Here is a 24652-nt window from a genome sequence, read left to right on the forward strand (position 1 = left end):
GCTGGCTGGGTTGGCTCGGGCCCGGTTCGAAATCGGTCCAGGGCGCCTCGGCCGGAATGCTGGCCGGTCCAAATCATATAGACCGCGGCGTGCCACGCCGCAGCGAGCACGACGATTGCCCGGCCGAGGCGCTGCTGGCACTTTGTTCGTCCGACATTCTTGTCCAGGGAGTGACAGTGCCCATCAGCGCAAGCGAGGCCCGCAAACAGCTTTTTCCGCTGCTGGAGCAGGTCAACACCGACCACCAGCCGGTGCGCGTCGCGTCGCGCGGTGCTATCTGTGGCGGTCTGCGGGAACGCCCGGCGGCTGATGGAGGCCGGCGCCGCGCCCCGGATTGGCCACCCCGACAAAGTCGATTGCTGAGCCGCGGGAGATGGCCGGCGGCGAGGCGTGAAGGAGATCCGCTTCGATCCCGCCGGCTGGGGGACGTCCCATTGTGGCTCGGCTCCGACGTGAAGCTGGCATGTCGCCTCGTCAGGATGAGCGCGGAGAACCAGCGGGATCCGTTCGACGGGATCGGCGAGCCCGAACCGCTGAAAGGCGAGCCGTCCGGCTACTGGTCGCCTCGCATCGACGACCAGCACCGGCTTGACTGCCGCGCCCACGACGACGAGGCCAGAATCTTCCAGGCCCGCCGCTACCACTACTGATAGCCGAGAGCCCCGCACGCGGTGGACGTGCGGGGCTCTCGGCCGCGTGCGCTAGCTGCCGGTCGCGGGCTCTGCTCCCGCGCCGCCGGCGACGCCCTCGCCGCCGGCCGTGGTAGTGGGCGCCGTCGGCTTGGGAGGCGTTACGCCCTTCTCGGAACCAGACGAGCCGCCGGTGCCACCGCTGCCGCCCGAGCCGCCCTTGATGCTGCCGACGCCTTCGCCGCCGTCGCCGCCGTGACCGCCGTCGCCACCGTGGCCGGTAGTGCCGGTTGCGGTGCTGCTGCCGCCGTTACCGCCATTTCCTCCGGCGCCGACAATTACGCCCTGGCCGTTGGTCGGTGCAGTCCCGCCACCAGCAAGGAGGTCGCCGCCGTCACCGCCGTCGCCGCCGGTGCCGCCGTTGCCCTTTTCGCTGCTGCCGCCGGCACCGCCGACGCCACCGTTGTGGGCCCGCCAGGTCGCGTCGCCGCTGTCACCGCCCGCGCCGCCCTTGCCGCCGTCGCCAGTGGTGCCGGTGCCACCAACTCCACCGTTGCCGCCGGTGCCGCCGGAGCTGAACACGTTGCCGCCACCGGTGCCGTCGGCGCCGGTGCCGCCGGCACCGCCGTCACCACCGGTCTTGCCGTTGCCGCCGGCACCGCCGTTGCCGCCGCTGCCGGCGAAGTTCAGGATCTGGCCCTTGCCGGCCAGGTTGCCGTTGACGTCGTTCCAGCCGGTACCGCCGTTGCCCGCGCCGCCGTCACCGCCCTTGCCACCGACGCCACTGGCGCTAGCGCCGCCGGCACCGCCATTGCCGCCGCTGCCGCCCGTGATGGTGCCCTCACCGCCGTTACCGCCGTTGCCACCTGCGCCGCCGTCGCCGCTGTCGGTGGCGTCCTTGCCGCTGTTGGCAGCGGCGCCACCGGCACCACCGGCGCCACCGGAACCGCCCCAGATAACCCGGGCGCCGGCGTCGTCGGCGGCGGATCCGCCGTCGCCGCCGTCACCGCCGGCTCCGGCGTCACCCGTTACGGACGCTCCACCAGCGCCGCCCGCGCCGCCGGCACCGGAGACACCGAGGATGGTGCCGGAGCCGAACTTGCCGCTGAACCCGTCGATGCCCCAGGTGCCGTCGGACTTCCAGCCGGTCGCGGTGCCACCGGCACCACCGTCACCGCCGGCGCCACCATTGCCGGAGCCAGTCGCGGCGCCGCCCTTGCCGCCGGCGCCGCCCGCACCGCCGTACTGGGTGCCGGCGTTGCCGTTACCACCATCGCCGCCGTTGCCGCCGTTCCCGGCGCCATTGCCGACGCCACCATTGCCGCCGGCGCCGCCGTTGCCGCCCTTGGTCAGGGTGTTGGGGTCATTTCCGGCGGGCTGGTAGGCGTTGCCGCCGTTACCACCGTCGCCACCGCTGCCGGATGTGGTGCCGCCAGCGCCACCGTTGCCGCCGGCCCCACCGTTGCCGCCGGTAGTTGGGTTGAAGACGGTGGGTCCGCCGGGATTTGAGTCGTCGCCTGCGGGCGGAGTGACGTAGCCGCCGCCATCGCCGCCGTCGCCGCCGTCGCCGTTGGTGCCACCTGTGCCGCCGTCGCCGCCGGCGCCGCCGTTCGGGTGGAGGACGCCGTCGGAGTTGGCACCGTTACCGCCATTGCCGCCGTGCACGCCGCTGGAGTCTGCGACTCCTACGCCCTTATCACCGGCGGCGCCGGCCGCCCCGCCGGTGCCGCCGGTGCCTGCTGCGCCGCCGTCGCCGCCCTTGCCCACAGCGCCCGCGTTACCGGCGTTGCCGCCTTTACCGCCGGAGCCAAAGCCGTACTGGCCCTTGTAATTCCAGTTGCCGTCAGCGCCGTTACCACCGTTGCCGCCCGCGCCGCCGGCACCGCCCTGGCCGCCCTTACCGCCGTCACCGTTGACGCCCTTGGTGCCGTGCTCCGAGGCGCCGCCGTTACCGCCCGCGCCGCCCTTGCCGCCGTCGTAGCCCGCACCACCGTTGCCGCCGTTGCCCCCGGCGCCGGTGCCGCCGTTGTCGAAGGTGCCGTCAGCGCCGTGGCTGCCCGTCTCGCCGACGTCGCCCTTGCCTCCTGCGCCGCCCTTGCCGCCGTTACCGCCGTCACCGGAGACGGAGCTACCACCGGCTCCACCGGCGCCCCCGACGCCACCGGCGCTGTGCGAACCGTCACCACCGGCACCGCCGTTACCGCCGTCGCCGCCGTCGCCGAATGTTCCGCCGTCGCCGCCGCTGCCGCCGGCACCGCCCTTGCCGCCGTTATTGCCGTCGCCGCCATTGCCACCGTTGCCGCCGTGGTCGTGGGTGGCATCGGCGTCGGCTCCGTTGCCGCCGGCGCCGCCCGTGCTGGCCTCGACGGGTTTGCCGCCCTCAGCGCCGTCGGCACCCGTGGCACCGGCGTTGTCCCCGGAACCGCCACCGGCACCGCCCGCGCCGCCGTGACCGCCCTGGCCGTTCTCGCCGGCCTTCCCGCCGTTGCCGCCGTTGCCGTCCCCGCCGTTAGCCCAGGTCCCGTCGGCGCCCTTGCCGCCATCACCGCCCGCGCCCTCAGCACCGCCGGCGCCGCCGGCCCCGCCGTTGCCGTTCTTTCCGGCGACGCTGCCCGCACCGCCACCGGCTGCGCCGGCCTGGCCGCCCTGGCCGCCCTTACCGCCGTCGAAGCCGTCGCCGCCCTTGCCGCCGGGCCCGCCGTTGCCGGTTCCACCGTTTTCGAAGGTGCCGTCGTCGCCGTTTGTGCCCTTGGCCCCGTCGTGCCCGGCGCCGCCAACACCACCGACACCACCGTTGCCGCCGTTGCCCGCGTCGGTGCCACCGACGCCCCCGGTACCACCGACGCCGCCGGTGCCGCCTTCCGCGCCCTGGTAGGTGCCGCTGAGCCCACCGGCACCGCCGGTACCGCCCGTGCCGCCGTTGCCGACCTTGCCGCCGTCACCACCGGTGCCGCCGTTGCCACCGGTACCGGCCCCATGGGCCTCATTGAAGCCAGCACCACCGGCACCGCCGGTCCCGCCCTGGCCGCCGTTGCCGCTCTCGCCGCCGCTGCCGCCGGTCCCGCCGGCGCCGCCAACACCGGCATCGTGATTGGCGTCGGCGTCCATGCCGGCGCCGCCGGTGCCGCCCTGCCCGCCGTTGCCGTTGACCGTGCTGTCCTTGCCGGCTGCGCCGGCGCTACCGAGCGATCCGCCCTTGCCGCCTTCGCCGCCCTTGCCGGCCTCGCCGCCCGCACCGCCGTTACCGCCGGTGCCACCGTCGCGGTGGTCGGCGTCGCCGGCCGCGCCGGTCCCGCCCTGGCCACCCGAACCGCCAGCACCACCAGCTCCGCCGGCGCCGCCGCTGCCGAAGATCGCTTTCGTGGCGTTGCCGCCCACACCACCGGTGCCGCCGACGCCGCCCTCGCCGCCGTTCCCGCCGACTCCACCGTTGGTGCCCCAAGCACCGGTCGCACCGGTGTCACCGACCGCACCCGCGCCCCCGGCGCCACCTGCACCGCCGATGCCGAACAGCCAGCCCATGGCGTCGCCGCCCTTGCCGCCGTCGCCGCCCAGCCCGCCGGCCCCACCGGCACCGCCGATGCCCATGATCGAGCCGCCCAGGCCGCCATTGCCGCCATCGCCGTCATGGCTGTCCGCCGTGCCGGCACCGCCGGCCCCGCCGTTGCCGAATAGTCCGGCGTTTCCGCCGTCACCGCCGCCTCCGGCGCCGTCCTCGCCGCCGCCATAACCGGCCCCGCCGTCCCCGAACAGCCAGCCGCCGTTGCCGCCGTCCGGGTTCTCCGCGGTACCGTCGGCGCCGTTGCAGATCAGGCCGCAGTAATCCGAGTCCTTGAACAGCGAGTTGATGAACTCGAGCGTGCCGGCGTTCGCCGGATTCTCGATCCACGCCTCCACGGCCGTGTGCATCGGCGTGTAGAACAGCGTGTTCCACAGCGACGTGATGTCGAACGCCGGAGTCGAGTCGGCGGCCACACCCGGGTCAGCCGAGCTGAACCAGGAGCTGATGTCCCAGGCACTGCTGTCCCAGCCGCTGCTGTCCCATCCGACCGTCGAATCCGAGACCGGGTTGAACAGATCGGTCAGCCAGTCGAAGTCGAGGTCGGCGCGCGCCGTGGGGGCGGTGGCCAGCGGAGCCATGCCGAAGGTCAGGAACGCCGCCACCGTGCCGCCGGCGCCGACCAGCCGCTTACCTGCCCGGCGGCCGTTGTTCCGACGCTGCTCCCGACCTGCCATGATTCCCCGCTTCTGCGCTGAAGGCGACCTGTGTAGAACTGAACAAATAGATGGGTTGTTCACGCAGACTATTCCAAGGAACGGGGTTCCTCCACTCGAGTGCGGGAATCCGTTGCCGCGGTTTGGCGTCCGCGACGGGCGCTTACTCGGCGGCGGGGGCCTCGCGGTGAACCGCCTTGAGCCGGTACATCATCAGATCGGCGGGCACCCCGCTGGTCTTAGCCGACAGCACCTGCCGGCGCGCCCGCTTGGCCACCACGCCCAATTCGTCGAGGTCGGCGGGGTCGATGCGCTCCAGAGTCGACCCGGACACCACGATGCCGCCCTTGACGGCGCGCTCCATGACTCGTGCGGCGATGTTAACGTCCACGCCGAGCCAGTCGTCGGCCAGCCGCTGCGGCCGGCCGGTGTGAATACCGGCCCGCATGCGCGGCGTGAAGCCGTTGACCTCCACCGTGCCGATGGCCTGCTGAGCCTGCAGCACCGCGCTCACCGCGACCAGCGGATCACGGAACACCGCCATGATCCCGTCGCCCATCCGTTTGACGATCCGACCCCCGGCATCCAGCAGCGGCGGTTCCACCGCCTGCGACACCCGCCGCAACAGGGTGAGGGTGGCGTCATCACCGGAGCGCAGCGACCACGTTGAGAAACCGACCAGGTCGGTGAAGACCAGCGTCGCCTCGGCGTTGGACGGCGCCCGTGACATCCGCTCGGTCAGCGCCTGCCAGATCTGCAGCGCCCCCAGGCTGACCTCCCGGGAGGCCGCCGACCGGTCGCCCATCAACCGGCCCGCCGCCCGAGCCGCGGCCTGCGGTCCCCCGTCACCGGCCGTCGACAGCGGGTCGCCGAACTCCGGGTCACCGGGCAGCGCCCGGCGCACACGCCGGACCAAGTCCACTACCCGCACGTCGTTGGTCGCCCGGTTCAACCAGGCCGCGGCCTCGTCGAGGGAGAACGAACGGCGGCGGCTCGCACTGGTCTGTTCCGGAATCTCCACCACCTCCTCGAGCTCGTCAGCCTGCCGACCGACCGGCTCGAGGTCCATGTGCCTCAGCGTAGGTGGCGCTCGCGGCCACCGGCAACGGCAGAGGCACGTGGCGCACGCCACGGTCGGCGATCCTGCCGCGACGCGCCCGCGATGTTGTAGACAACACGTGTTGTCACAATTATGGTTGTGTCAGGTTCGCCAGACAGGAGACGTGATGACCGTTACACCGACCACGTCCGCCGAGCGGGCAGCAGAGCCCGCCGAGCAGAGTGCCCCGTTGCAAGCCCCGCCCAAACCCGCAGCGGCTGTCGAACCGTTGAACTCAGAATCGCTGACCTGGAAGTACTTCGGCGACATCCGCACCGGCGTGATGGGCATGTGGATCGGCACCATCGAGAACATGTATCCCGGCCTGGGCGCCGGTGTGCAGGAGCACTCCAGCCTGTGGCGTGAGCCGCTGCAGCGGGTCACCCGGTCGGTGTATCCGATCATGGGCGTGGTCTACGACGGGGCCCGCGCCCAACAGACCGGCGCCTCGATCCGCGACTGGCACCGCGACATCAAAGGAACCGACGAGCAGGGCCGGCGCTATCACGCGCTGGACCCCGACACCTTCTATTGGGCGCACGCCACGTTCTTCATGCTGATCATCAAGCTGGCCGAGTACTTCTGCGGCGGGCTGACCGAAGCCGAAAAGCACCAGCTCTTCGACGAACACGTGCAGTGGTACCGGATGTACGGCATGAGCATGCGCCCGGTGCCGAAGTCCTGGGAAGAATTCTTGGAGTACTGGGACCGGGTCTGCGAGGAAGAGCTGGAGATGACGCCGGCCGCGCAAGGCATCTTGGACATGCGTATCCCCAAGCCGTGGTTCGTCATGATGCCGACCCCGGTGTGGGATCAGCTGTTCAAGCCGATGCTGGCCACCCAGCGCTGGATTGCCGCGGGACTCTTCGAGCCGGTGGTCCGGGAGAAGGCCGGCCTGCGCTGGTCCGAGGGTGACGAGGTGCTGTTCCGGTTGATCGGCAAGTTCAGTCAGATAGCGTTCAGCTTCGTGCCCGAGGAGATCCGGCTGCACCCGCGCGCACTGGCCGGCTATCGCCGTGAACAGGGCAAGATTCCCGCCGATGCACCGCTGGAAGAAGCGCCGTGGCGCACCGCACCGCCCAGGGACCGTCGCGCCAGCGGGATGCACTACGTCCCGCCGCGGCGGTTGAGCCTGATCGAGCGCGCCGGCTCGTTGGTGCACAGCACCTTCTCGCTGGCCGGGGTGCGCCCGCCGCGGCCACGACCACGGCCGAAGGCCGCCTAGGCGCGGGCGGCGTGGCGCTGCGCCCGCGCACTCTGGTACAAGCAGATCGCAGCTGCCGCAGCCACATTCAAGCTCTCCGCGCCACCGGACATCGGGATTCGCACCCGATGATCGGCGGCGGCTGCGGCGGCGGCCGGCAAACCCTGGGCTTCCGGTCCGAACAGCCAGGCGGTGGGCGCGGCCAGCACCGGGTCGGCGTCGTCGAGGCACAGCTCGCCGTCCAGTGCCGTCGCCAGCACCTGTAGCCCCGCCTGCTCAAGCGCGGCCAGCACGGCATCGGTGTCGGCCGCGACCACCACCGGGACGTTGAAGATGCTGCCCGCCGAGGAACGCAGGCACTTGCCGTTGTAGGGATCGACGCTGTTGCCGGTCAACACCACCAACCCGGTCCCGGTGGCGTCGGCGATGCGGATCAGGGTGCCGGCGTTACCCGGCTCGCCGATACCGACCGCCACCGCCACCAGCTGCGGCGGGCCCGCCAGCACGGCGTGCAGGTCCGGCTGCGGAAGCGTACACACCGCGACCAGCCCGGCCGGAGTGACGGTGTCCGACAAGACTTTTGCCGCCCGATCGGTGACCAGGTGGACACGGGCGGGTGCGGTGGCCAGCAGTTCGCCGTGGCGCTGGGCCGCCGCTTCGGTGGCGAAGACTTCAATGAGCAGGCCGCGACGGATCGCGGCCTCGATCAGATTGGGCCCCTCCGCCAGGAAGCGCTGTTCGCGCTTCCTGGCGGCATGCCGGTGCAGCTTGACCGCCGCGACCACCCGGGCCGAGCGTTCGGTCAGCATCCCAGAAAGACCCAGCAGGGTCAGGCGGCCTCGCCGGAGGGCGCGTTGACATCCTCGGGCAGCGCCGCCTTGGCGACCTCGACCAGCGCGGTGAACGCGGCCGCGTCGCTGACGGCGATCTCGGCGAGGTTCTTGCGGTCCACCTCGACACCAGCGGCCTTGAGGCCCTGGATCAGTCGGTTGTAGGTGACGCCGTTGGCGCGGGCCGCCGCGTTGATCCGGGTGATCCACAGCTTGCGGAAGTCGCCCTTGCGGGCGCGACGGTCACGGTAGGCGTAGGTCAGCGAGTGCAGCTGCTGCTCTTTGGCCTTGCGGTACAGGCGCGACCGCTGGCCGCGGTAGCCTTTCGAGGCCTTCAGGATGGTGCGCCGCTTCTTCTGGGCGTTGACTGCCCGCTTCACGCGTGCCATTGGGTGTTCCTACTCTCGTTGGGACGTAAGGGATGTGCGTTGCCTGGAGCGGCTGTCAGCCGTTGAGCATCGCATTGACGCGCTTGGTGTCGCTGGCAGCCACATCGGTGCGCCCGGCCAGCCGGCGGGTGCGGGTGCTCGGCTTGTGCTCAAGCAGGTGGCGACGGTTGGCCTTCTGCCGCACGATCTTGCCGGTGCCGGTGCGACGGAACCGCTTTGAAGCGCCACTGTGGGTTTTCGCCTTGGGCATGTTTCCTCAGTTCTGGTGTCGGGATCAGTTGTCGGGTTTGGGCTCGGCCGCGTCCGCCGGGGTCTCCGGGGTGGGTGCGGGCGGAACCGCGCCGGCGCCGGCCTGCTCGGCCGCCTTGGCCCGGGTTTTCGCGCCGCGGTGCGGTGCCAGCACCATCGTCATGTTGCGCCCGTCCTGCTTGGCGGAGGTCTCGACGAAGCCGTATTCGGCGACGTCGGCGCCCAGCCGCTGCAGCAGGCGGTAGCCCAGCTCCGGCCGGGACTGCTCGCGTCCGCGGAACATGATCGTCACCTTGACCTTGGCCCCGGCTTCGAGGAAGCGGACCACATGGCCCTTCTTCGTCGCGTAGTCGTGGTCGTCGATCTTGGGGCGCAGCTTCTGTTCCTTGACGACGGTCTGCTGCTGGTTCTTGCGAGACTCGCGCTCCTTCTGGGCCGCCTCGTACTTGTACTTGCCGTAGTCCATGATCTTGCAAACCGGCGGTTTGGCGGTCGGGGCTACTTCGACAAGGTCGAGATCGGCATCCGCGGCGACGCGAAGCGCATCTTCGATGCGCACGATGCCTACCTGCTCCCCTCCCGGGCCGATCAAACGGACCTCAGGTACGCGAATGCGCTCGTTGACGCGGATCTCAGTGCTGATGGGACCTCCCTGGGTAGTCTTTCGGTCGCGCCGGCCGCCGTGGTCGTCCGGACGCAGCGGCGGAAGAAACCACCCACCAGCAAAAAGGCCCTGCACGAAGCAGGGCCCGATACCGACCGATCGCGACCCGATGCCATCGGGCCACCTGCGCGGGTGCGCAGAGCAGGCGGTTCGCACCGCCTGCGACCGGACCACTGCGCCTGACGGATCGCTCCTCGGCGAGTGGTGGGAGGGAACTCCACTTGCAGTCCTGGCGTACGCCGGGACGGTCGCGGCACACAGTCTAGCAGCAGTTGCGCATTCCACTAGCCCAGCCGTTGCACCCAAGGCCGGGCCTCACACTATTTTCCAGGTTTGACTGCTTATTCTCGCGGGCTATGACGCTGACTGGGCCATCCAAGCCGGGCTTGCGCCGGCGTTCTTCCTCGCGGTTCCACTGGGTTCCGGCGGCCGCCGCTTGGGCCGTGGGCACCGCCGCCACCTTGTCGCTGGTGGCGAGCATGTCCCCGGTGATCCGCTGGGTCATCCGGGTGCCCCGCGAGTTCGTCGACAAGTACCTGTTCAACTTCCCCGACACCAGCCTGGCCTGGGCGTTCGTGCTGGGCCTGTTGGCCGCAGCGCTCAGTGCCCGCAAACGCATCGCCTGGTGGCTGCTGATCGCCAACCTGCTGGTCGCCGGGGGCTGGAATCTCAGCCGGCTGGTGTCGGGCGGCAGCGACCGGCTGCAGGTCGTCAGCGGCGTTGCCGGTCTGGCCCTGCACGCCGCCGCTTTAGTGGTGCTGGTGCTGGCCCGCGGTGAGTTCTGGGCCAAAGTCCGCCGCGGCGCCCTGCTCAAGTCCGCCGCCACCCTGGCGGCCGGCTGGACGGTGGCCATCCTGCTGTGCTGGGGGCTCATCGAGGTGTTCCCCGGAACCGTCGAGCGGCCCTGGCGGCTGCCGTATGTGGTGAACCGGGTGGTCGGCTTCGCCCTGCTGGAACCGGACTTCTTCCCCGGCAAGCCCGATTTCGGGCTCAAGGCGCTGTGCGGGCTGCTCGGGGCGCTGGCCCTGATCATCGCGGCCATCGTGCTGTTCCTGTCCCAACGCGCCGACAACGCGCTGACCGGCCAGGACGAGTCGGCGATCCGCGGGCTGCTCGAGCAGTTCGGCCAGAACGATTCGCTGGGCTACTTCGCCACCCGCCGCGACAAGTCGGTGGTGTTCGCCCCCAACGGCCGCGCCGCCATTACCTACCGGGTCGAGGTGGGGGTCTGCCTGGCCAGCGGCGACCCGGTCGGCGACCCGCGGGCCTGGCCGCAGGCCATCGCCGCCTGGCTGCACATCTGTCAGGAATACGGCTGGGCGCCCGGCGTCATGGGCGCCAGTTTCGCCGGCGCCCAGGCCTTCCGGGACGCCGGCCTGAGCGCCCTGGAGCTCGGCGACGAGGCGATCCTGCGGACCGCGGAGTTCAAGCTGTCCGGACCGGATATGCGCGGGGTGCGTCAGGCGGTGACCCGGGCCCGCCGGTCCGGGCTGACGGTCCGGATGCGCCGGCACGGGGACATCGGCGCCGAGGAGATGGCCCGGGTGATCGAACGCGCCGACGCCTGGCGCGACACCGAATCCGAGCGCGGCTTCTCGATGGCGCTGGGCCGCCTCGGCGACCCCGCCGATGCCGACTGCCTGCTGGTCGAGGCGGTGCGCGGCGACCCTCGACCCGGCCCACAAAGCGGCGAAGTGGTGGCGATGCTGTCACTGGTGCCGTGGGGGCGCAGCGGGGTCTCGCTGGATCTGATGCGCCGCTCACCGCATTCCCCCAACGGCACCATCGAGTTGATGGTCAGCGAGCTGGCACTGCAGGCCAATACCATCGGCGTGAGCCGCATCTCGTTGAACTTCGCGATGTTCCGGGCGGCATTCGAACAGGGCGCCCAGCTGGGTGCCGGCCCGGTGCTGCGGGCGTGGCGTCGGCTGCTGATGTTCTTCTCCCGCTGGTGGCAATTGGAGACGCTGTACCGCTCGAACATGAAGTACCAGCCGCAGTGGGTGCCGCGGTACGCCTGCTACGAGGACGCCCGGCTGATCCCCCGGGTCGGTGTCGCGTCGGTGATCGCCGAGGGCTTTCTGGTGCTGCCGTTCTCCCGGCGCAACGAACAGCACACCGGACACCACTCCTCGGTACCGGCGGCGGTGGCCGCCAGCGGGCGGCTGCACGCCGACGGCACCGCCCCCGACGCCGAGACCACCGGGACCGCCGCGGTGCCCGAACCCGCCGCGGCGCTCCCCCGGCTTCCCGAACAGGTTCGGGTCCGGATGGCCAAGCTGAAATCGTTGCAGGACAACGGTGTTGACGCCTATCCGGTGGGCTCCCCGCCCAGTCACACCGTCGCGCAGGCGTTGCAGAGCGGCGCCGACGAAACCGTCTCGGTGGCCGGGCGGGTGCTGCGGATGCGCGACTACGGCGGCGTGCTGTTCGCCGAGTTACGCGACTGGTCGGGTGAAGTGCAGTTGCTGCTGGACAACGCGGTGCTGGCCGAGGCCGGCCAGGCCCGCGCCGCGGACTTCAGCGCCGGCGTCGATCTGGGCGACCTGATCGAGGCGACCGGCCGGATGGGCAACAGCCGCAACGGGACCCCGTCGCTGCTGGTGCGGCACTGGCGGCTGGTGGGCAAGTGCCTGCGTCCGCTGCCCGACAAGTGGAAGGGGCTGACCGATCCCGAGGCCCGGGTGCGGTCCCGCTATGTGGATCTGGCGATCAACACGCGAGCGCGCGAGCTCATCGCGGCCCGCAGCAAGGTGCTGCACTCGCTGCGGAACACCTTGTTCGCCAAGGGATTCCTGGAGGTCGAGACCCCGATTCTGCAGCAGCTGCACGGCGGGGCCAACGCGCGGCCGTTCGTCACCCACATCAACGCCTACGACCTCGACCTGTACCTGCGGATCGCCCCCGAGCTCTACCTCAAGCGGCTGTGCGTCGGCGGCGTGGAGCGGGTCTTCGAGCTGGGGCGGGCGTTTCGTAACGAAGGCGTCGACTTCAGCCACAACCCGGAGTTCACCCTGCTGGAGGCCTACCAGGCTCACGCCGACTACCTCACCTGGATCGACGGGGCCCGCGAGCTGATCCAGAACGCCGCGGTGGCGGCCAACGGCGCACCGGTGGTGATGCGGCCCGGCGCCGACGGCCGGCTGGACGCCGTGGACATCTCCGGGCAGTGGCCGGTGCGCACCGTGCACGACGCGGTCTCGGAGGCTCTCGGAGAGCAGATCGACGCCGACACCGATCTGGGCTCCTTGCGCCGGTTGTGCGACCGCGCGGGCGTGCACTTCCTGCGACAGTGGGATGCCGGCGCAGTGGTGCTCGAACTCTACGAGCAGCTGGTGGAGGCCCGCACCGAGCGGCCCACGTTCTACACCGACTTCCCCACCTCGGTGTCGCCGCTAACCCGGCCGCACCGCTGCAAGCCCGGGGTGGCCGAGCGCTGGGACCTGGTGGCCTGGGGAGTCGAGCTGGGCACCGCCTACAGCGAGCTCACCGACCCGGTGGAACAGCGCCGCCGACTGCACCAGCAGTCGCTGCTGGCCGCCGGCGGCGACGTCGAGGCGATGGAGCTCGACGAGGACTTCCTGCAGGCCATGGAGTATGCGATGGCCCCGACCGGCGGCCTGGGCATGGGCGTCGACCGGGTCGTCATGCTCATCACCGGCCACAGCATTCGCGACACGCTGCCGTTCCCGCTGGCCAAACCGCGCTGAGCGGGCGCACGGTCCATCATGGAGGGGTGACCACCGCGACCTTCGCCCGTCTTCGCCGCGCGGTCTTCGCCCGACACGCCAACCCGCTCAGCGCCTGGAGCCGCTGGGCGACGATGCCGCTGATCCTGCTGCCGGTGTGGCGGCGCTCCTGGCGGGATGCGGCGTGGATCTCGGTGTGGTTCGCGCTGAACCCGGTGATCTTCGGTGAACCGGCCGGGACGTCGGCCTGGTCGACCCGCGCGATGCTCGGCGAGGAGCAGTGGATCACCGACCGGCCCCGCGACGCCGCCCTGCTGCTGAATCTGGCCGGCAGCACCGCGACCGTCGCCGCCCTGGTGAGCGCCCGCCGCCGGCGGTTGCTGCCCGCCGTGATCGCGACGGCGGTGGCGATGACGCTGACCATGGGCTACTGGGCGTTGATGGTCCGCTACTTCGACCGCCGCCGGTAACGTGTCGAGCATGGGTGACGATCCGAGCGGCCCGCAGCCCGACCCCGGATTCGACGAGGCCGGCGTGCCGACCTTCGAATCGGTGCGCGAGAAGATCGAAAACCGGTATCAGACCTCGAACGGCGCGCAGGAACTGGATTCGGAGACGCCCGAGGGCCGCAGCGTCGAGAAGCAGTACCAGGACCTGCAGCGCGCGGCCGCCGAGCGACTGGAGCAGATCCGGACGTCGATGCATGAGGGTGAGCACTGACCGGTGCGCAGCTTCACCATCGCCGAGCGGCGAAACCGTTTGGCGCGCCGGCACTTCCTGGCCGCCGAAGCCGCGACCGAGCCGATAACGCAGGTGGCGGCCGCGCTGATCGGCCTGCACGCCACCGACCCCGCCACCCCCTATCTGTCGCTGTGGGCCCGGGTGGCACCGTTCGCCGTCGCCGACCTGGACAGTGCGCTGTATGAAAAGCGTTCCCTGGTCAAGCATCTGGCGATGCGCCGCACCCTGTGGGTGATCGATCCCGCCGATCTGCCCGCGGTGCAGGCCGCCGCCAGTGACCGGGTGGCCGCCACCGAGCGACGCCGGCTCATCGCCGATGTCGCCAAAGCCGGCGTGGCGGCCGACGGCGAACGCTGGCTCGACCGGGCCGGTGCGGCGGTGCTGGCTCACCTCGGCGAACACGGCCCGACCCGCAGCACCGAACTGCGCGCTGCCCTGCCGGAACTGGCCGGAACCTACGATCCGGCGCCGGGTAAGTCCTATGGCGGCCAAACGCATCTGGCGCCGCGGGCGCTGACCGTGCTCGGGGTCCAGGGTGACATCGTGCGCGGGCCCAACGACGGTGCCTGGACGTCGTCGCGGCCGCGGTGGACGACCGCCATGGACTGGCTCGGCGAGCCGGGTGACCCGCTGGCCGCCGAGGTGGCGCAGGCGCAGCTGCTGCGCACCTGGCTGCGGGCGTTCGGTCCGGCCACCGCCGACGACATCAAGTGGTGGTTCGGCACCACCAAAACCGCGGTCCGAAAGGCGTTGAGCGACATCGGCGCCGTCGACGTCGACCTGCACGGCACACCCGGATATGCACTGCCCGATGATCTGGAGCCCGAGCCGGAACCCGCGCCGTGGGGTGCGCTGCTGCCCGGGCTCGACGTCACCACGATGGGCTGGTATCACCGCGACTGGTACCTCGGCGAGCACCGCGGGCAGCTCTTCGACAACAACGGCAACGCCGGGCCCACGGTGTGGTGGAACGGGCGGATCGTGGGCGGCTGGTATCAGAATGCCGCCGCCCAGGTGCAATTGCAGCTGCTGGAGGACCCCGGCCGCCCGGCACGCCAGGCGCTGGAGAAGCGCGCAAAGCGGCTCACCGAGTGGCTGGGCGGGGTGCGGGTGCCGCCGCGGTTCCCGTCGCCGCTGGTCAAAGCGGCGCCGCGCTAAGCTTATGGCACTGGTACCATAACCATATGGCGCTGAAGAAGACGACGGTGATGGTCGATGAGGACGATCTCGCCGTGATCAAGGAGGCGGCCGCGCGAGACGGACGGCCGGAGTCGGAGTACTTTCGCGAAGCCTTCCACCTCGCTGCTTTGAGGGCCCGTCGCTGGCCTGAAGACTGGGACATTCCCGCGCTGAGCTTCGGACATCCGGTGACCGTTGACGAGATCCATCAGGTGGTCGCTGAGGTTGCCGGGCGCACTACCGAATGATCCTCGTGGGAGACACGTCCGGTCTGGTGGCCGCCCTGAACGTGGACGACCCGGAGCACGCCGCGGCACGACAGGCCCTGATCAAGGCTGCACTGACCGTCATCTCCCCCTTGGTTCTCCTCGAGATCGAACACGTCACCACGCGGAGCGTCGGTAGGCGGGAGGCGCTGGCGATCAACGATTGGCTACTCACCCAGGAGCGCACCGGGCGCGTCGCCGTCGACGTCGTTCCGGCTCGCACGCTGCGAACCGCTCGCGCTGTTCAAAACCGTTACGAAACCTTGCAACTCGACCTTACTGACGCGGTCACCGTCGTATTGGCCCAACAGTACGAGACCAACGCGGTGCTTACGCTGGACCGTCGCGATTTCCGGGCCATCGTCCCCCTCAACGGGGCTCCCGCATTTCGGCTGTTGCCCGACGACGCGTAACGCGTTCACACGCTAAGCGCTGGCCTTACGCCGCCGCTTGGTGGCTTTCGCCGGTTTGGCCGGCGCCCCCAGGATTTCAGCAAGAAACTTCCCGGTGTAGCTCTCCGGCACCGCCACCACATCCTCGGGTGTGCCGGTGGCCACCACCGTCCCACCGCCGGCCCCGCCTTCTGGGCCCATGTCGATGATCCAGTCCGCGGTCTTGATCACGTCCAGGTTGTGCTCGATGACGATCACCGTATTGCCTTTGTCGACAAGGCCGTTGATGACGCCCAGCAGCTTGGCGATGTCCTCGAAGTGCAGGCCGGTGGTGGGCTCGTCGAGGATGTAGACGGTTCGCCCGGTGGAGCGCTTCTGCAGCTCCGAGGCCAGCTTCACCCGCTGCGCCTCACCGCCGGACAGCGTCGGCGCGGGCTGCCCGAGGCGCACGTAGCCCAGGCCGACGTCGACCAGGGTGCGCAGGTAGCGGTGGATGCCGGTGATCGGCTCGAAGAAGCTACACGCTTCCTCGATCGACATGTCGAGCACCTCGGCGATGGTCTTGCCTTTGTAGTGCACCTCCAGCGTCTCCCGGTTGTAGCGGGCGCCGTGGCAGACCTCGCAGGGCACGTACACGTCGGGCAGGAAGTTCATCTCGATCTTGATGGTGCCGTCGCCGGTGCACGCTTCGCAGCGGCCGCCCTTGACGTTGAACGAGAACCGGCCCGGTTGATACCCGCGCACCTTGGCCTCGGTGGTGGCGGCGAACAGGGTGCGGATCTTGTCGAACACCCCGGTGTAGGTGGCCGGGTTGGACCGCGGGGTGCGCCCGATCGGCGACTGATCCACCCGCACCAGCTTGTCCAGGTGGTCCAGGCCGGTGATGCGGGTGTGCCGGCCGGGCACCAGCCGGGCGCCGTTGAGCTTGTTGGCCAGCACCGCCGCCAGGATGTCGTTGACCAGCGTCGACTTGCCCGACCCGGACACCCCGGTCACCGCGGTGAGCACGCCGAGCGGGAAGGCCACGTCCACGCCGGCCAGGTTGTGCTCGCGGGCACCGACTACGCCGAGCTGGCGCTTGGCATCCACCTTCCGTCGAACCTCCGGCACCGCAATGCTTTTCGCGCCGGACAGGTAGGCACCGGTGATCGAGTCGGGGTTGGCCAGCAAGTCGGCATAGGGCCCGCTGTGCACGATCCGCCCACCGTGCTCCCCTGCCGCCGGTCCGATGTCGACGATCCAGTCGGCGTGGGCGATGGTGTCCAGGTCGTGCTCGACCACGATCAGGGTGTTGCCCAGGTCGCGCAGCCGCACCAGGGTTTCGATCAGCCGACGGTTGTCACGCTGGTGCAGCCCGATCGACGGCTCGTCGAGCACGTAGAGCACCCCGACCAGGCCCGAGCCGATCTGGGTGGCCAGCCGGATGCGTTGCGCCTCACCGCCGGAGAGCGTTCCGGCCGCCCGCGACAGGGTCAGGTACTCCAGCCCCACGTCGAGCAGAAAGCTCAGCCGGGACTGGATCTCCTTGAGCACCTGACCGGCGATGGCCTGCTCCCGCGGGCCCAGGGTGAGCGCGTTGAGGAAGTCCGAGCAATCCGCGATCGACAGATCACTGACCTGCGCAATGGATTTGCTGCCGTACTCACCGGCGGCCAACGTCACCGCCAGGATCTCCGGCTTGAGCCGGGTGCCGGCGCACTCCGGGCACGGCACGTCCCGCATGAAGCCGGCATAGCGTTCCTTCATCTGCTCGGACTCGGTCTGCTCCATCTTGCGCTGCAAGAACGCCATCACACCTTCGAAATCGGTGTAGTAGGAGCGGGTCCGGCCGTAGCGGTTGCGGTACCGCACGTGGACCTGTTCGTCGGAGCCTTCCAGGATCGCCTTGCGGGCCTTGGCCGGCAGCTTGCGCCACGGGGTGTCGACATCGAAGCCCATCACGTCGCCCAGGCTCGACATCATCCGGGTGAAGTACTCGCTGGTGGGGCCCATCGACCACGGCGCCACCGCGCCCTCGGCCAGGGTGCGGTCCGGGTCCGGCACCACCAGGTCGGCGTCGACCTCCTTGCGGATGCCCAGCCCGGCGCATTCCGGGCAGGCCCCATACGGCGAGTTGAACGAGAATGACCGCGGCTCCAGGTCGTCGACGGACAGCGCGTGGCCGTTGGGGCAGGCCAGCTTCTCGGAGAACCGCTGCTCCCGGTGCGGGTGGTCGTCATCGCGGTCGACGAACTCCAGCACCACGATGCCGTCGGCCAGGCCCAGCGCGGTCTCGATGGAATCGGTGAGCCGCTGTTTGGCCGACTCCTTGACCGTCAACCGGTCCACCACGACGTCGACGTCGTGCTTCTCCTGCTTCTTGAGCTTGGGCGGATCGGTGAGCGAATGCACCACGCCGTCGACCCGGACCCGGCTGTAGCCCTGGGTGTTCAGCTTCTCGAACAGGTCGGCGAACTCGCCTTTGCGGGTGCGCACCACCGGCGCCAGCACCTGAAACCGCAGGCCCTCATCCATCGCCAGCACCTGATCGACGATCTGCTGGGGGGTCTGGCGGGCGATGCGCTCACCGCAGACCGGGCAGTGCGGGGTCCCGGCGCGGGCGTAGAGCAGCCGCAGGTAGTCATAGACCTCGGTGATGGTGCCCACCGTCGAACGCGGGTTGCGGTTGGTGGACTTCTGGTCGATCGACACCGCCGGCGACAGGCCCTCGATGAAGTCGACGTCGGGCTTGTCCATCTGGCCCAGGAACTGCCGGGCATACGCCGACAGCGACTCGACGTAACGGCGCTGGCCCTCGGCGAAGATCGTGTCGAAGGCCAGCGAGGATTTGCCTGACCCGGACAGGCCGGTGAACACGATCAGCGCATCTCGCGGCAGGTCGAGGTCCACACTGCGCAGGTTGTGTTCACGCGCGCCCTTGACGATCAGCCGGTCAGCCACCCGTCCATGCTAGGTGGCGCTACCGACACCCAGCTCAGGGCCAGTACGGTGGCGGATATGACGCCTTCGATCTCGGTTGACGACAGCTACACCGGTCACGTCGAACCCGGCACCGCGGCGCGCCGCACCCTGCCGGGGGCCTCGATCATCAAGACGTCGGTGGGTCCGATGGACAACAACGCCTACCTGGTGACCTGCGCGAACACCGGCAAGACGTTGCTGATCGACGCGGCCAACGACGCCGAGAACCTGGTGGCGCTGGTGCGCGAGCACGCCCCGGAGGTGGCGCTGATCGTGACCAGCCACCAGCACTTCGACCACTGGCAGGCCCTCGAAGCGCTCGCCGAGGCGACCGGGGCGCCTACGGCGGCGCACGCCCTGGACGCCGAGCCGCTGCCGGTGACCCCGGATCGGCTGCTGGCCGACGGCGACACCGTGACGGTCGGTGACCTGAGTTTCGACGTGATCCACCTGCAGGGCCACACCGAGGGCTCGGTGGCGCTGGCCCTGAACGGCGCGGCCACCGGCGGGGTGACGCAGTTGTTCACCGGAGATTGCCTGTTCCCGGGCGGGGTCGGCAAGACCTGGCAGCCCGGGGATTTCGAGCGGCTGCTCGGTGATGTGAGCCGCAAGGTGTTCGACCGGTTCGGCGACGACACCGTCGTCTATCCCGGCCACGGCGACGACACCACGCTGGGCGCCGAGCGCCCGCACCTGGCGGAGTGGCGTGAACGGGGTTGGTGACGCCGCAAAACGCCTTGTCAGCTGGTAAAAGCCGCCTATACTGAGGCCCTTCGGGGGGCCGGAGGCTGCGGAGGGGTCGGGTGACGGCCATACCGGCGTGTGCAACGTGCGGAACCGTGCCGCGCCAGGGTGCGCGGTTCTGCGATGGCTGCGGTTCGCTGATCGTGGCATCCACCGAGCACGCCGAGTACAAACAGGTGACGGTGCTCTTCGCCGACGTGGTGCAGTCGATGCAGCTCGCGTCGGCGGTGGGCACCGAGCGGCTGCGCGAAATCATGACCGAGCTGGTGACTCGGGCGGCGGCGGTGGTGCAGCGGTTCGGCGGCACGGTCGACAAGTTCACCGGTGACGGTCTGATGGCGATCTTCGGGGCGCCGATGGCCTTGGAGGACCACGCGGTGCGGGCCTGCCGCGCCGCCCTGGTAATGCAAGAGCAGGCACGCGGACTGGCCGAGCAGCTGCGCCACCGCGACGGGGTGGACCTGCAGGTGCGGGTCGGGATCAACTCCGGCGAGGTGATCGTCGGCGACCTCGGTTCCGGGGCGCTGGGTTACACCGCGATCGGTGAGCAGGTGGGGATGGCGCAGCGGATGGAGGCCGCCGCGCCGCCGGGCGGGGTGATGCTCAGCGCGGCGACCGCGCAACTGGTGGCCGCGGTGTCGGTGCTCGGGGAACCGGAGCTGGTGCGCGTCAAAGGTGTTGCCGATGCCGTCCCGGCGCGACGTCTGCTGAGCATGTCCCCGCGCCGCCAGCGCGACCGGTCCGCGGAGTCGGTACTGGTCGGCCGCGATGCGGAACTGGCCACGCTCAAGGCGATGCTGAGCCAGGCGGTCAACGGGCACGGGGCGGCGGTGTGCGTCGTCGGCTCGGCCGGGATCGGCAAGACGCGACTGGTCGACGAAATCATCCAGTGCGCGAAAGAGGTTGGCGTCGAGGTGTTTTCCGCGTTCTGTGAAGCGCACACCACCGATGTCGCGTTCCACGTGGTCGCCGGTCTGCTGGGCGCCGCGGCACGGGTCGGTGGCCTCGACGACGCGAATATGCGGGCCACCGTGCGGGCTCGGGTCCCCGATGCCGACCCCGAAGACATGCTGCTGCTCGATGACCTCCTGGGCATCGTGGAACCCGGGGTGGAGCTGCCGAAAATCGACCCGGATGCCCGGCGGCGGCGGCTGACCGCGCTGGTCAACACCGCCCAGCTGGCCCGCACCCATCCCGCGATCTTCGTCGTCGAGGACGTGCACTGGATCGACGAGGTCAGTGAATCCATGCTCGCGGACTTTCTGACGGTGATCGCCGCCACCTGCTCGCTGGCGCTGATCACCTGCCGCCCCGAGTACCGCGGCACGCTGCAGCAGGTGTCCGGCGTGCAGACCATGACCCTCGAGCCGCTCAGCAACCGGGACACCTCGCTGTTGGTGGCCGACCTCGTGGGTACGCACCCCTCGGTGACCGAGGTCGCCGCCATCATGACCGAACACTCGGCCGGGAACCCGTTCTTCGCCGAGGAGATCACCCGCGAGCTGGCGCAGCGCGGCGTGCTGATCGGTGAACGCGGCAGCTACCTATGCCGCACCGCCGCGGCCGAGATCCATGTGCCGGCCACCCTGCAGGCGACGCTGGCCGCGCGCATCGACCGGCTCGGCACGGGCGCCAAACAGGCCCTGGCAGCGGCCGCGGTCATCGGGACCCGCTTCAGCGGCGAACTGTTGGTCGAACTGGGCGTCGATCCGTGCGTCGAGGAACTGATCAGCGCCGAACTGATCGAACCGCTGTCCCCGCCGGCGCCGGACGCCGACTACGCGTTCGGGCATCCGCTGATCCGGGTGGTCGCCTATGAAGCACAACTGAAGTCCGGTCGCGCCGAGGTGCACCGACGGCTTGCCAGGGCCATCGAAGCGCGGGACCCCGCATCGGCTGACCAGAACGCCGCCCTGATCGCTGAGCACTGGGAAGCCGCCGGAGAGGGACATGTCGCTTACGGGTGGCATCTGCGCGCCGCGACGTGGGCGTTGAACCGCGACATCATCGCGGCACGAATGAGTTGGGAACGCGCCCAGAAGATCGCCGACACGCTGCCCGCTGACGATCCCAACCGGACCGCAATGCGGATCGTCCCGCGCACCATGCTGTGCGGGATCGCTTGGCGCGCAGGCTTGAACGACATACCGACCCGGTTCGAGGAACTGCGCGAGCTGTGCGACGCCGGCGGCGACAAGCCGTCCTTGGCGATCGCCATGGCGGGTCTGGTGATCGGCTACGTGTTCCAGGATCGGATCCACGAGGCCTCCGAGCTGGCCTCGGAAACGATGGCGCTGCTGGATTCCATCGACGACTCGTCCCTGACCGTGGGACTGTCGTTTGCGCCCATCTTCGCCAAGACCGAGTTGGACGGTTGGGATGACGTGGCGGAGTGGTCCCAACGAGTCATCGACCTGGCCGATGGCGATCCCACGATGGGCAATTTCCTGGTCGGCTCTCCGCTGGCGGTCGTGCTGGCCGAGCGCTCCATCGCACGGTGGCGCCTGGGCCACCCCGGGTGGCGCGACGACCAGGAACGCGCCCTCGCCATGGCTCGCGACACCGACCCGCTGTCCTTTGTCGTCGCGGTGGCATTCACCTACCAGGCCGCGATCGCCTATGGCGTCTTGAACGCCGACGACGCAGCGGTGCGCACCATCGAGGAAGCCGTCGCGCACGCGGAACGCTCGGGTGACGACTACACCCTGTCCAAGGCGCGGCAGAACTTGGGTTTTGCGCTGTTACACCGCCCCACCGTCGCCGAGCGCGAGCGGGGACAGCAGATCTTGACCCAGGTCGGCCAGGTGGGTGAGTTCCCGATCACCCTCGTCTTCCTGGCCCGGGAAAGGGCTCGGCACGGGGACCGCGAGCATGCCCTGGCACTCATCCGCACCGTCGCCGACCACCTGATCCGCAGGGGCCAGCTGCTGGGCTGGGGCTTTCACGCGACCAACGTTTTGGTGGAGACCCTGCTGGACGGACCCACCGACGCCGATATGGCCGAAGCCGAGGCCGCGATCGACTTGCTGGCGACCGCACCCGCCGAAGAGAACCTGGCGATTCGGGATGTCTGGCTGTTGCGGCTGCGGGCGCTGCTGTCCCAGGCGCGCGGCGACGCAGCCGCCTATGCCGGCTTTCGTGACCGCTGCCGCGACATGGCCGAAACACTCGGCTACGAAGGGCATCTCGCCTGGGCCGAAGCGATGCCCTGACGCTAGCCGGTGGTGTGCACGATCAGCACGTCCACCTTGGCGCGCCGCGAGACATTGGCCGGCACCGATCCGAGCAGCCGCCCGGCGATCGTGCTCAGCCCTACGTTGCCGACCACCAGCAGGTCGGCCTTGACCGACTCCGCCAGATCCACCAGCGCGTCCACCGGAGCGCCGACGACGGCCTTCTCCTCCACCTCGTAGGCCCCGGCCGCGATAGCGCGCTCCCGGGCTTCCTTGAGGATGGCGTAGATGGGGGCGTTGCCCGAGGCGATGTAGCTCTCGTCCTTCAGAGCATCGGTGGCCCGGGGGTCGTCGGCGTGCGGCAGGTAAGCGGTGGCGACGACGACCTTCGCGCCCTCCCCAGACGCCAGGTGACCGGCGCGGTCGACGGCACGCAGCGACGAATCCGAGCCGTCCGTACCGACCACCACCGTCTTGTAGCCGCTCATCCGTAACCCTCCCGGTGAAAAGTTGCTGTGTTCTAAGCCATGGCGACATTAACGCGTCGACGGCCCCGATGGGGGCGATTGGCGTCACATGTCGGCTGCGTCGCTGCACACACATCCGACCCGACCGGCCCCGAAATCACGGTAACGTGGAAATTCATCACCCTGGTCCCCGCCGAGAGGGCACGCCGTTGAGCCAGGTACTGACCCGAGCCCCGGCGACCACGACAGCGGCTCCGCTCCGCCGGCGGCGCACACCCCCGGATGCAGCGGTGATCGGGGGGCTGGCGACGGTGATCAGCGGGATCGGGGCGGGTCGGCCGTCGCTGTGGTTCGACGAGGCGGCGACGATCTCGGCGTCGACGCATCGTTCCCTGCCCGAGCTGTGGCACCTGCTGAGCCACATCGACGCGGTGCACGGCCTGTACTACCTGGTCATGCACGGCTGGTTCGCGGTACTGCCCGCCACCGAATTCTGGGCGCGGGTGCCGAGTTGTCTGGCGGTCGGCGCGGGCGCCGCCGGAGTGGTGGTCTTGGCTCGCCGGTTCGCCGACCGGCGGGTATCGGTGTGCGCCGGGGTGCTGTATGCGGTGCTGCCGCGGGTGACGTGGGCGGGTGTCGAGGCCCGCCCGTATGCGTTTGCGGCGATGGCCGCGGTGTGGCTGACGGTGCTGTGGGTCAGCGCAGCCCGCCGCAACACCGGCGCGCTGTGGGTGGGTTACGGCGCGGCGGTGGTGGCGTCGACGCTGCTGAACACCTTCACCGTGCTCCTGGTGGCGGTGCATGCGGTGGCGCTGCGGGTGGGCGGAGGCGGACGCTCGGCGAGGCGGCGCTTTGCCGCTGCGGCCGGCGTCGCGCTGGCGGCTCTGGCCCCGTTCCTGTGGTTCAGTCAGCGGCAGATCTGGCAGGTCGCCTGGATCGAGCCGCTGAACCGGCACACCGTCGTCGAGGTGGTGCAGCAGCAGTTCTTCGACAAAAGCGTGCCGTTCGCGGTCGGGGCATGGCTGCTGATCGCGGCCGCGGTGGCGATGCGCGCCCGCCGGGCACCCAGCGGCCAGGTGCGCCGGCTGCTGATCCTCTGCGCCGCCTGGATGATCATCCCCACGGTGGCCACCCTGGCCTATTCGGCGGTGGTGAAGCCCGTCTACTACCCGCGCTATCTGATCTGCACGGCGCCGGCGATGGCGATCGTCTTGGCCGTCGCGGTCACCACCGTCGCCGGGTCACGGCGCGCCGTCATCGGTGTCGTCGCACTGCTGGCGATCGCCGCGGCACCCAATTATGTTGTGGGCCAGCGTGGTCGGTACACCAAAGAAAAAGGCTGGGACTACAGCGCGGTCGCCGACGTGATCGACGCGCACGCCGCGCCCGGGGACTGCCTGCTGATCGACAACACCACCCGGTGGTTGCCCGGCCCTATCCGGGCGCTGACCGCCGCGCGTCCCGAAGCGTTCGCGAAGCTGACCGATCCCGGCCGGGGGCCGCACCGCCAAACCCTGGGGCGGCTGTGGGACGGGCACCTGGCGGTATGGGCGCTGACCGATCAGCTGGCCGGCTGCCCGGCGATCTGGACGATCACCGATCACGATCACGCGCTGCCGGCCCACCAGGTTGCTGCGATGCTGCCGATGGGCATCCGGTTCGCCCGGACCCCTGACGGTCAGGTGCTGGACCGGCTGGGTTTCCACGTCGTCGAACGCTGGCAGTTCACCTTCGCCCAGGTGATCAAATCCACCCGGTGAA

18 protein-coding genes and 2 pseudogenes are annotated in these 24652 nt (G+C 70.1%); 12 read left to right on the top strand and 8 right to left on the bottom strand.

What is annotated here, in order from left to right:
* Positions 1-56 precede the first annotated feature (56 nt).
* Positions 57-233, top strand: a pseudogene (locus tag AC5Y4Q_RS19285) (hypothetical protein); the annotation flags it as partial.
* Positions 234-390: 157 nt separating this feature from the next.
* Positions 391-650 (top strand): annotated as a pseudogene (locus tag AC5Y4Q_RS19290) (Txe/YoeB family addiction module toxin).
* Between the two features lie 51 nt (positions 651-701).
* Here AC5Y4Q_RS19290 and AC5Y4Q_RS19295 read toward each other — a convergent pair.
* Together AC5Y4Q_RS19295 and AC5Y4Q_RS19300 are read right to left on the bottom strand one after the other, a co-directional pair.
* Positions 702-4865 (bottom strand): PGRS repeat-containing protein, encoded by a 4164-nt coding sequence (locus AC5Y4Q_RS19295; protein ID WP_064922648.1) that lies wholly within the window; start codon positions 4863-4865, stop codon positions 702-704.
* A gap of 142 nt (positions 4866-5007) precedes the next feature.
* Positions 5008-5913, bottom strand: a complete 906-nt coding sequence (locus tag AC5Y4Q_RS19300; RefSeq protein ID WP_125224966.1) for an adenylate/guanylate cyclase domain-containing protein — start codon at positions 5911-5913, stop codon at positions 5008-5010.
* Positions 5914-6070: 157 nt separating this feature from the next.
* On the opposite strand from AC5Y4Q_RS19300, the gene AC5Y4Q_RS19305 reads away from it, so the two are divergent.
* Positions 6071-7168: an oxygenase MpaB family protein gene (locus AC5Y4Q_RS19305; protein WP_109535571.1), complete on the top strand. Its 1098-nt coding sequence runs from the start codon at positions 6071-6073 to the stop codon at positions 7166-7168.
* On the opposite strand, the gene AC5Y4Q_RS19310 is transcribed toward AC5Y4Q_RS19305, so the two are convergent.
* Genes AC5Y4Q_RS19310 through infC form a run of 4 tightly spaced genes read right to left on the bottom strand, consistent with a single transcriptional unit; the run spans position 7165 to position 9258 of the window.
* Positions 7165-7956: a TrmH family RNA methyltransferase gene (locus AC5Y4Q_RS19310; RefSeq protein ID WP_064920296.1), complete on the bottom strand. Its 792-nt coding sequence runs from the start codon at positions 7954-7956 to the stop codon at positions 7165-7167. The genes AC5Y4Q_RS19305 and AC5Y4Q_RS19310 overlap by 4 nt on opposite strands.
* 20 nt (positions 7957-7976) lie before the next feature.
* Positions 7977-8366, bottom strand: a complete 390-nt coding sequence (gene rplT, locus AC5Y4Q_RS19315) for a 50S ribosomal protein L20 (protein ID WP_013828758.1) — start codon at positions 8364-8366, stop codon at positions 7977-7979.
* A 55-nt stretch (positions 8367-8421) separates the two neighbouring features.
* Positions 8422-8616 carry a 50S ribosomal protein L35 gene (rpmI, locus tag AC5Y4Q_RS19320; protein WP_064920295.1) on the bottom strand — a complete coding sequence of 65 codons (195 nt, stop codon included), beginning with the start codon at positions 8614-8616 and terminating at the stop codon, positions 8422-8424.
* Positions 8617-8640: 24 nt separating this feature from the next.
* Positions 8641-9258 (bottom strand): translation initiation factor IF-3, encoded by a 618-nt coding sequence (gene infC / locus AC5Y4Q_RS19325; protein WP_499960085.1) that lies wholly within the window; start codon positions 9256-9258, stop codon positions 8641-8643.
* A gap of 377 nt (positions 9259-9635) precedes the next feature.
* On the opposite strand from infC, the gene lysX reads away from it, so the two are divergent.
* The 6 genes from lysX to AC5Y4Q_RS19355 are packed head-to-tail and all read left to right on the top strand — an operon-like array spanning position 9636 to position 15567.
* Positions 9636-12989: a bifunctional lysylphosphatidylglycerol synthetase/lysine--tRNA ligase LysX gene (gene lysX / locus AC5Y4Q_RS19330; protein WP_064920293.1), complete on the top strand. Its 3354-nt coding sequence runs from the start codon at positions 9636-9638 to the stop codon at positions 12987-12989.
* Between the two features lie 26 nt (positions 12990-13015).
* On the top strand, positions 13016-13438 hold the full coding sequence (locus tag AC5Y4Q_RS19335; protein WP_064920292.1) for a DUF6653 family protein: 423 nt from the start codon (positions 13016-13018) through the stop codon (positions 13436-13438).
* A 10-nt stretch (positions 13439-13448) separates the two neighbouring features.
* The gene (locus AC5Y4Q_RS19340) at positions 13449-13688 is read left to right on the top strand and encodes a hypothetical protein (protein ID WP_064920291.1); all 240 of its coding nucleotides are present in this window, start codon (positions 13449-13451) and stop codon (positions 13686-13688) included.
* Positions 13689-13691: 3 nt separating this feature from the next.
* Positions 13692-14867, top strand: a complete 1176-nt coding sequence (locus AC5Y4Q_RS19345) for a winged helix DNA-binding domain-containing protein (RefSeq protein WP_064920290.1) — start codon at positions 13692-13694, stop codon at positions 14865-14867.
* Between the two features lie 26 nt (positions 14868-14893).
* Positions 14894-15136 (top strand): ribbon-helix-helix protein, CopG family, encoded by a 243-nt coding sequence (locus AC5Y4Q_RS19350; RefSeq protein ID WP_064920289.1) that lies wholly within the window; start codon positions 14894-14896, stop codon positions 15134-15136.
* A complete protein-coding gene (locus AC5Y4Q_RS19355) occupies positions 15133-15567 on the top strand; it encodes a type II toxin-antitoxin system VapC family toxin (RefSeq protein WP_064920288.1) in 435 nt (144 codons plus the stop codon). Before AC5Y4Q_RS19350 ends, AC5Y4Q_RS19355 begins: the two co-directional genes overlap by 4 nt.
* Positions 15568-15579: 12 nt before the next feature.
* On the opposite strand, the gene uvrA is transcribed toward AC5Y4Q_RS19355, so the two are convergent.
* Entirely contained in the window at positions 15580-18486 is a 2907-nt protein-coding gene (uvrA, locus tag AC5Y4Q_RS19360) for an excinuclease ABC subunit UvrA (RefSeq protein WP_064920287.1), read from the bottom strand.
* Between the two features lie 57 nt (positions 18487-18543).
* Here uvrA and AC5Y4Q_RS19365 point away from each other — a divergent pair, with 57 nt between their 5' ends.
* Together AC5Y4Q_RS19365 and AC5Y4Q_RS19370 are read left to right on the top strand one after the other, a co-directional pair.
* Positions 18544-19230, top strand: coding sequence for an MBL fold metallo-hydrolase (locus AC5Y4Q_RS19365; protein WP_064920286.1), 687 nt, complete (start codon positions 18544-18546; stop codon positions 19228-19230).
* Positions 19231-19310: 80 nt separating this feature from the next.
* Positions 19311-22463, top strand: coding sequence for an ATP-binding protein (locus AC5Y4Q_RS19370; RefSeq protein ID WP_064920285.1), 3153 nt, complete (start codon positions 19311-19313; stop codon positions 22461-22463).
* Between the two features lie 2 nt (positions 22464-22465).
* On the opposite strand, the gene AC5Y4Q_RS19375 is transcribed toward AC5Y4Q_RS19370, so the two are convergent.
* A complete protein-coding gene (locus tag AC5Y4Q_RS19375; RefSeq protein ID WP_064920284.1) occupies positions 22466-22912 on the bottom strand; it encodes a universal stress protein in 447 nt (148 codons plus the stop codon).
* Between the two features lie 269 nt (positions 22913-23181).
* On the opposite strand from AC5Y4Q_RS19375, the gene AC5Y4Q_RS19380 reads away from it, so the two are divergent.
* Positions 23182-24651, top strand: a complete 1470-nt coding sequence (locus AC5Y4Q_RS19380; protein ID WP_064920283.1) for a glycosyltransferase family 39 protein — start codon at positions 23182-23184, stop codon at positions 24649-24651.
* Position 24652 lies beyond the last annotated feature (1 nt).

The sequence above is a fragment of the Mycobacterium sp. NGS16 genome (assembly GCF_059813225.1).

Bases quoted from the DNA above. Each gene is read 5' to 3' on its own strand.
- AC5Y4Q_RS19295 (WP_064922648.1), bottom strand. From the start codon at position 4,865: ATGGCAGGTCGGGAGCAGCGTCGGAACAACGGCCGCCGGGCAGGTAAG.
- AC5Y4Q_RS19300 (WP_125224966.1), bottom strand. From the start codon at position 5,913: ATGGACCTCGAGCCGGTCGGTCGGCAGGCTGACGAGCTCGAGGAGGTG.
- AC5Y4Q_RS19305 (WP_109535571.1), top strand. From the start codon at position 6,071: ATGACCGTTACACCGACCACGTCCGCCGAGCGGGCAGCAGAGCCCGCC.
- AC5Y4Q_RS19310 (WP_064920296.1), bottom strand. From the start codon at position 7,956: ATGCTGACCGAACGCTCGGCCCGGGTGGTCGCGGCGGTCAAGCTGCAC.
- rplT (WP_013828758.1), bottom strand. From the start codon at position 8,366: ATGGCACGCGTGAAGCGGGCAGTCAACGCCCAGAAGAAGCGGCGCACC.
- rpmI (WP_064920295.1), bottom strand. From the start codon at position 8,616: ATGCCCAAGGCGAAAACCCACAGTGGCGCTTCAAAGCGGTTCCGTCGC.
- lysX (WP_064920293.1), top strand. From the start codon at position 9,636: ATGACGCTGACTGGGCCATCCAAGCCGGGCTTGCGCCGGCGTTCTTCC.
- AC5Y4Q_RS19340 (WP_064920291.1), top strand. From the start codon at position 13,449: ATGGGTGACGATCCGAGCGGCCCGCAGCCCGACCCCGGATTCGACGAG.
- AC5Y4Q_RS19350 (WP_064920289.1), top strand. From the start codon at position 14,894: ATGGCGCTGAAGAAGACGACGGTGATGGTCGATGAGGACGATCTCGCC.
- AC5Y4Q_RS19355 (WP_064920288.1), top strand. From the start codon at position 15,133: ATGATCCTCGTGGGAGACACGTCCGGTCTGGTGGCCGCCCTGAACGTG.
- AC5Y4Q_RS19365 (WP_064920286.1), top strand. From the start codon at position 18,544: ATGACGCCTTCGATCTCGGTTGACGACAGCTACACCGGTCACGTCGAA.
- AC5Y4Q_RS19375 (WP_064920284.1), bottom strand. From the start codon at position 22,912: ATGAGCGGCTACAAGACGGTGGTGGTCGGTACGGACGGCTCGGATTCG.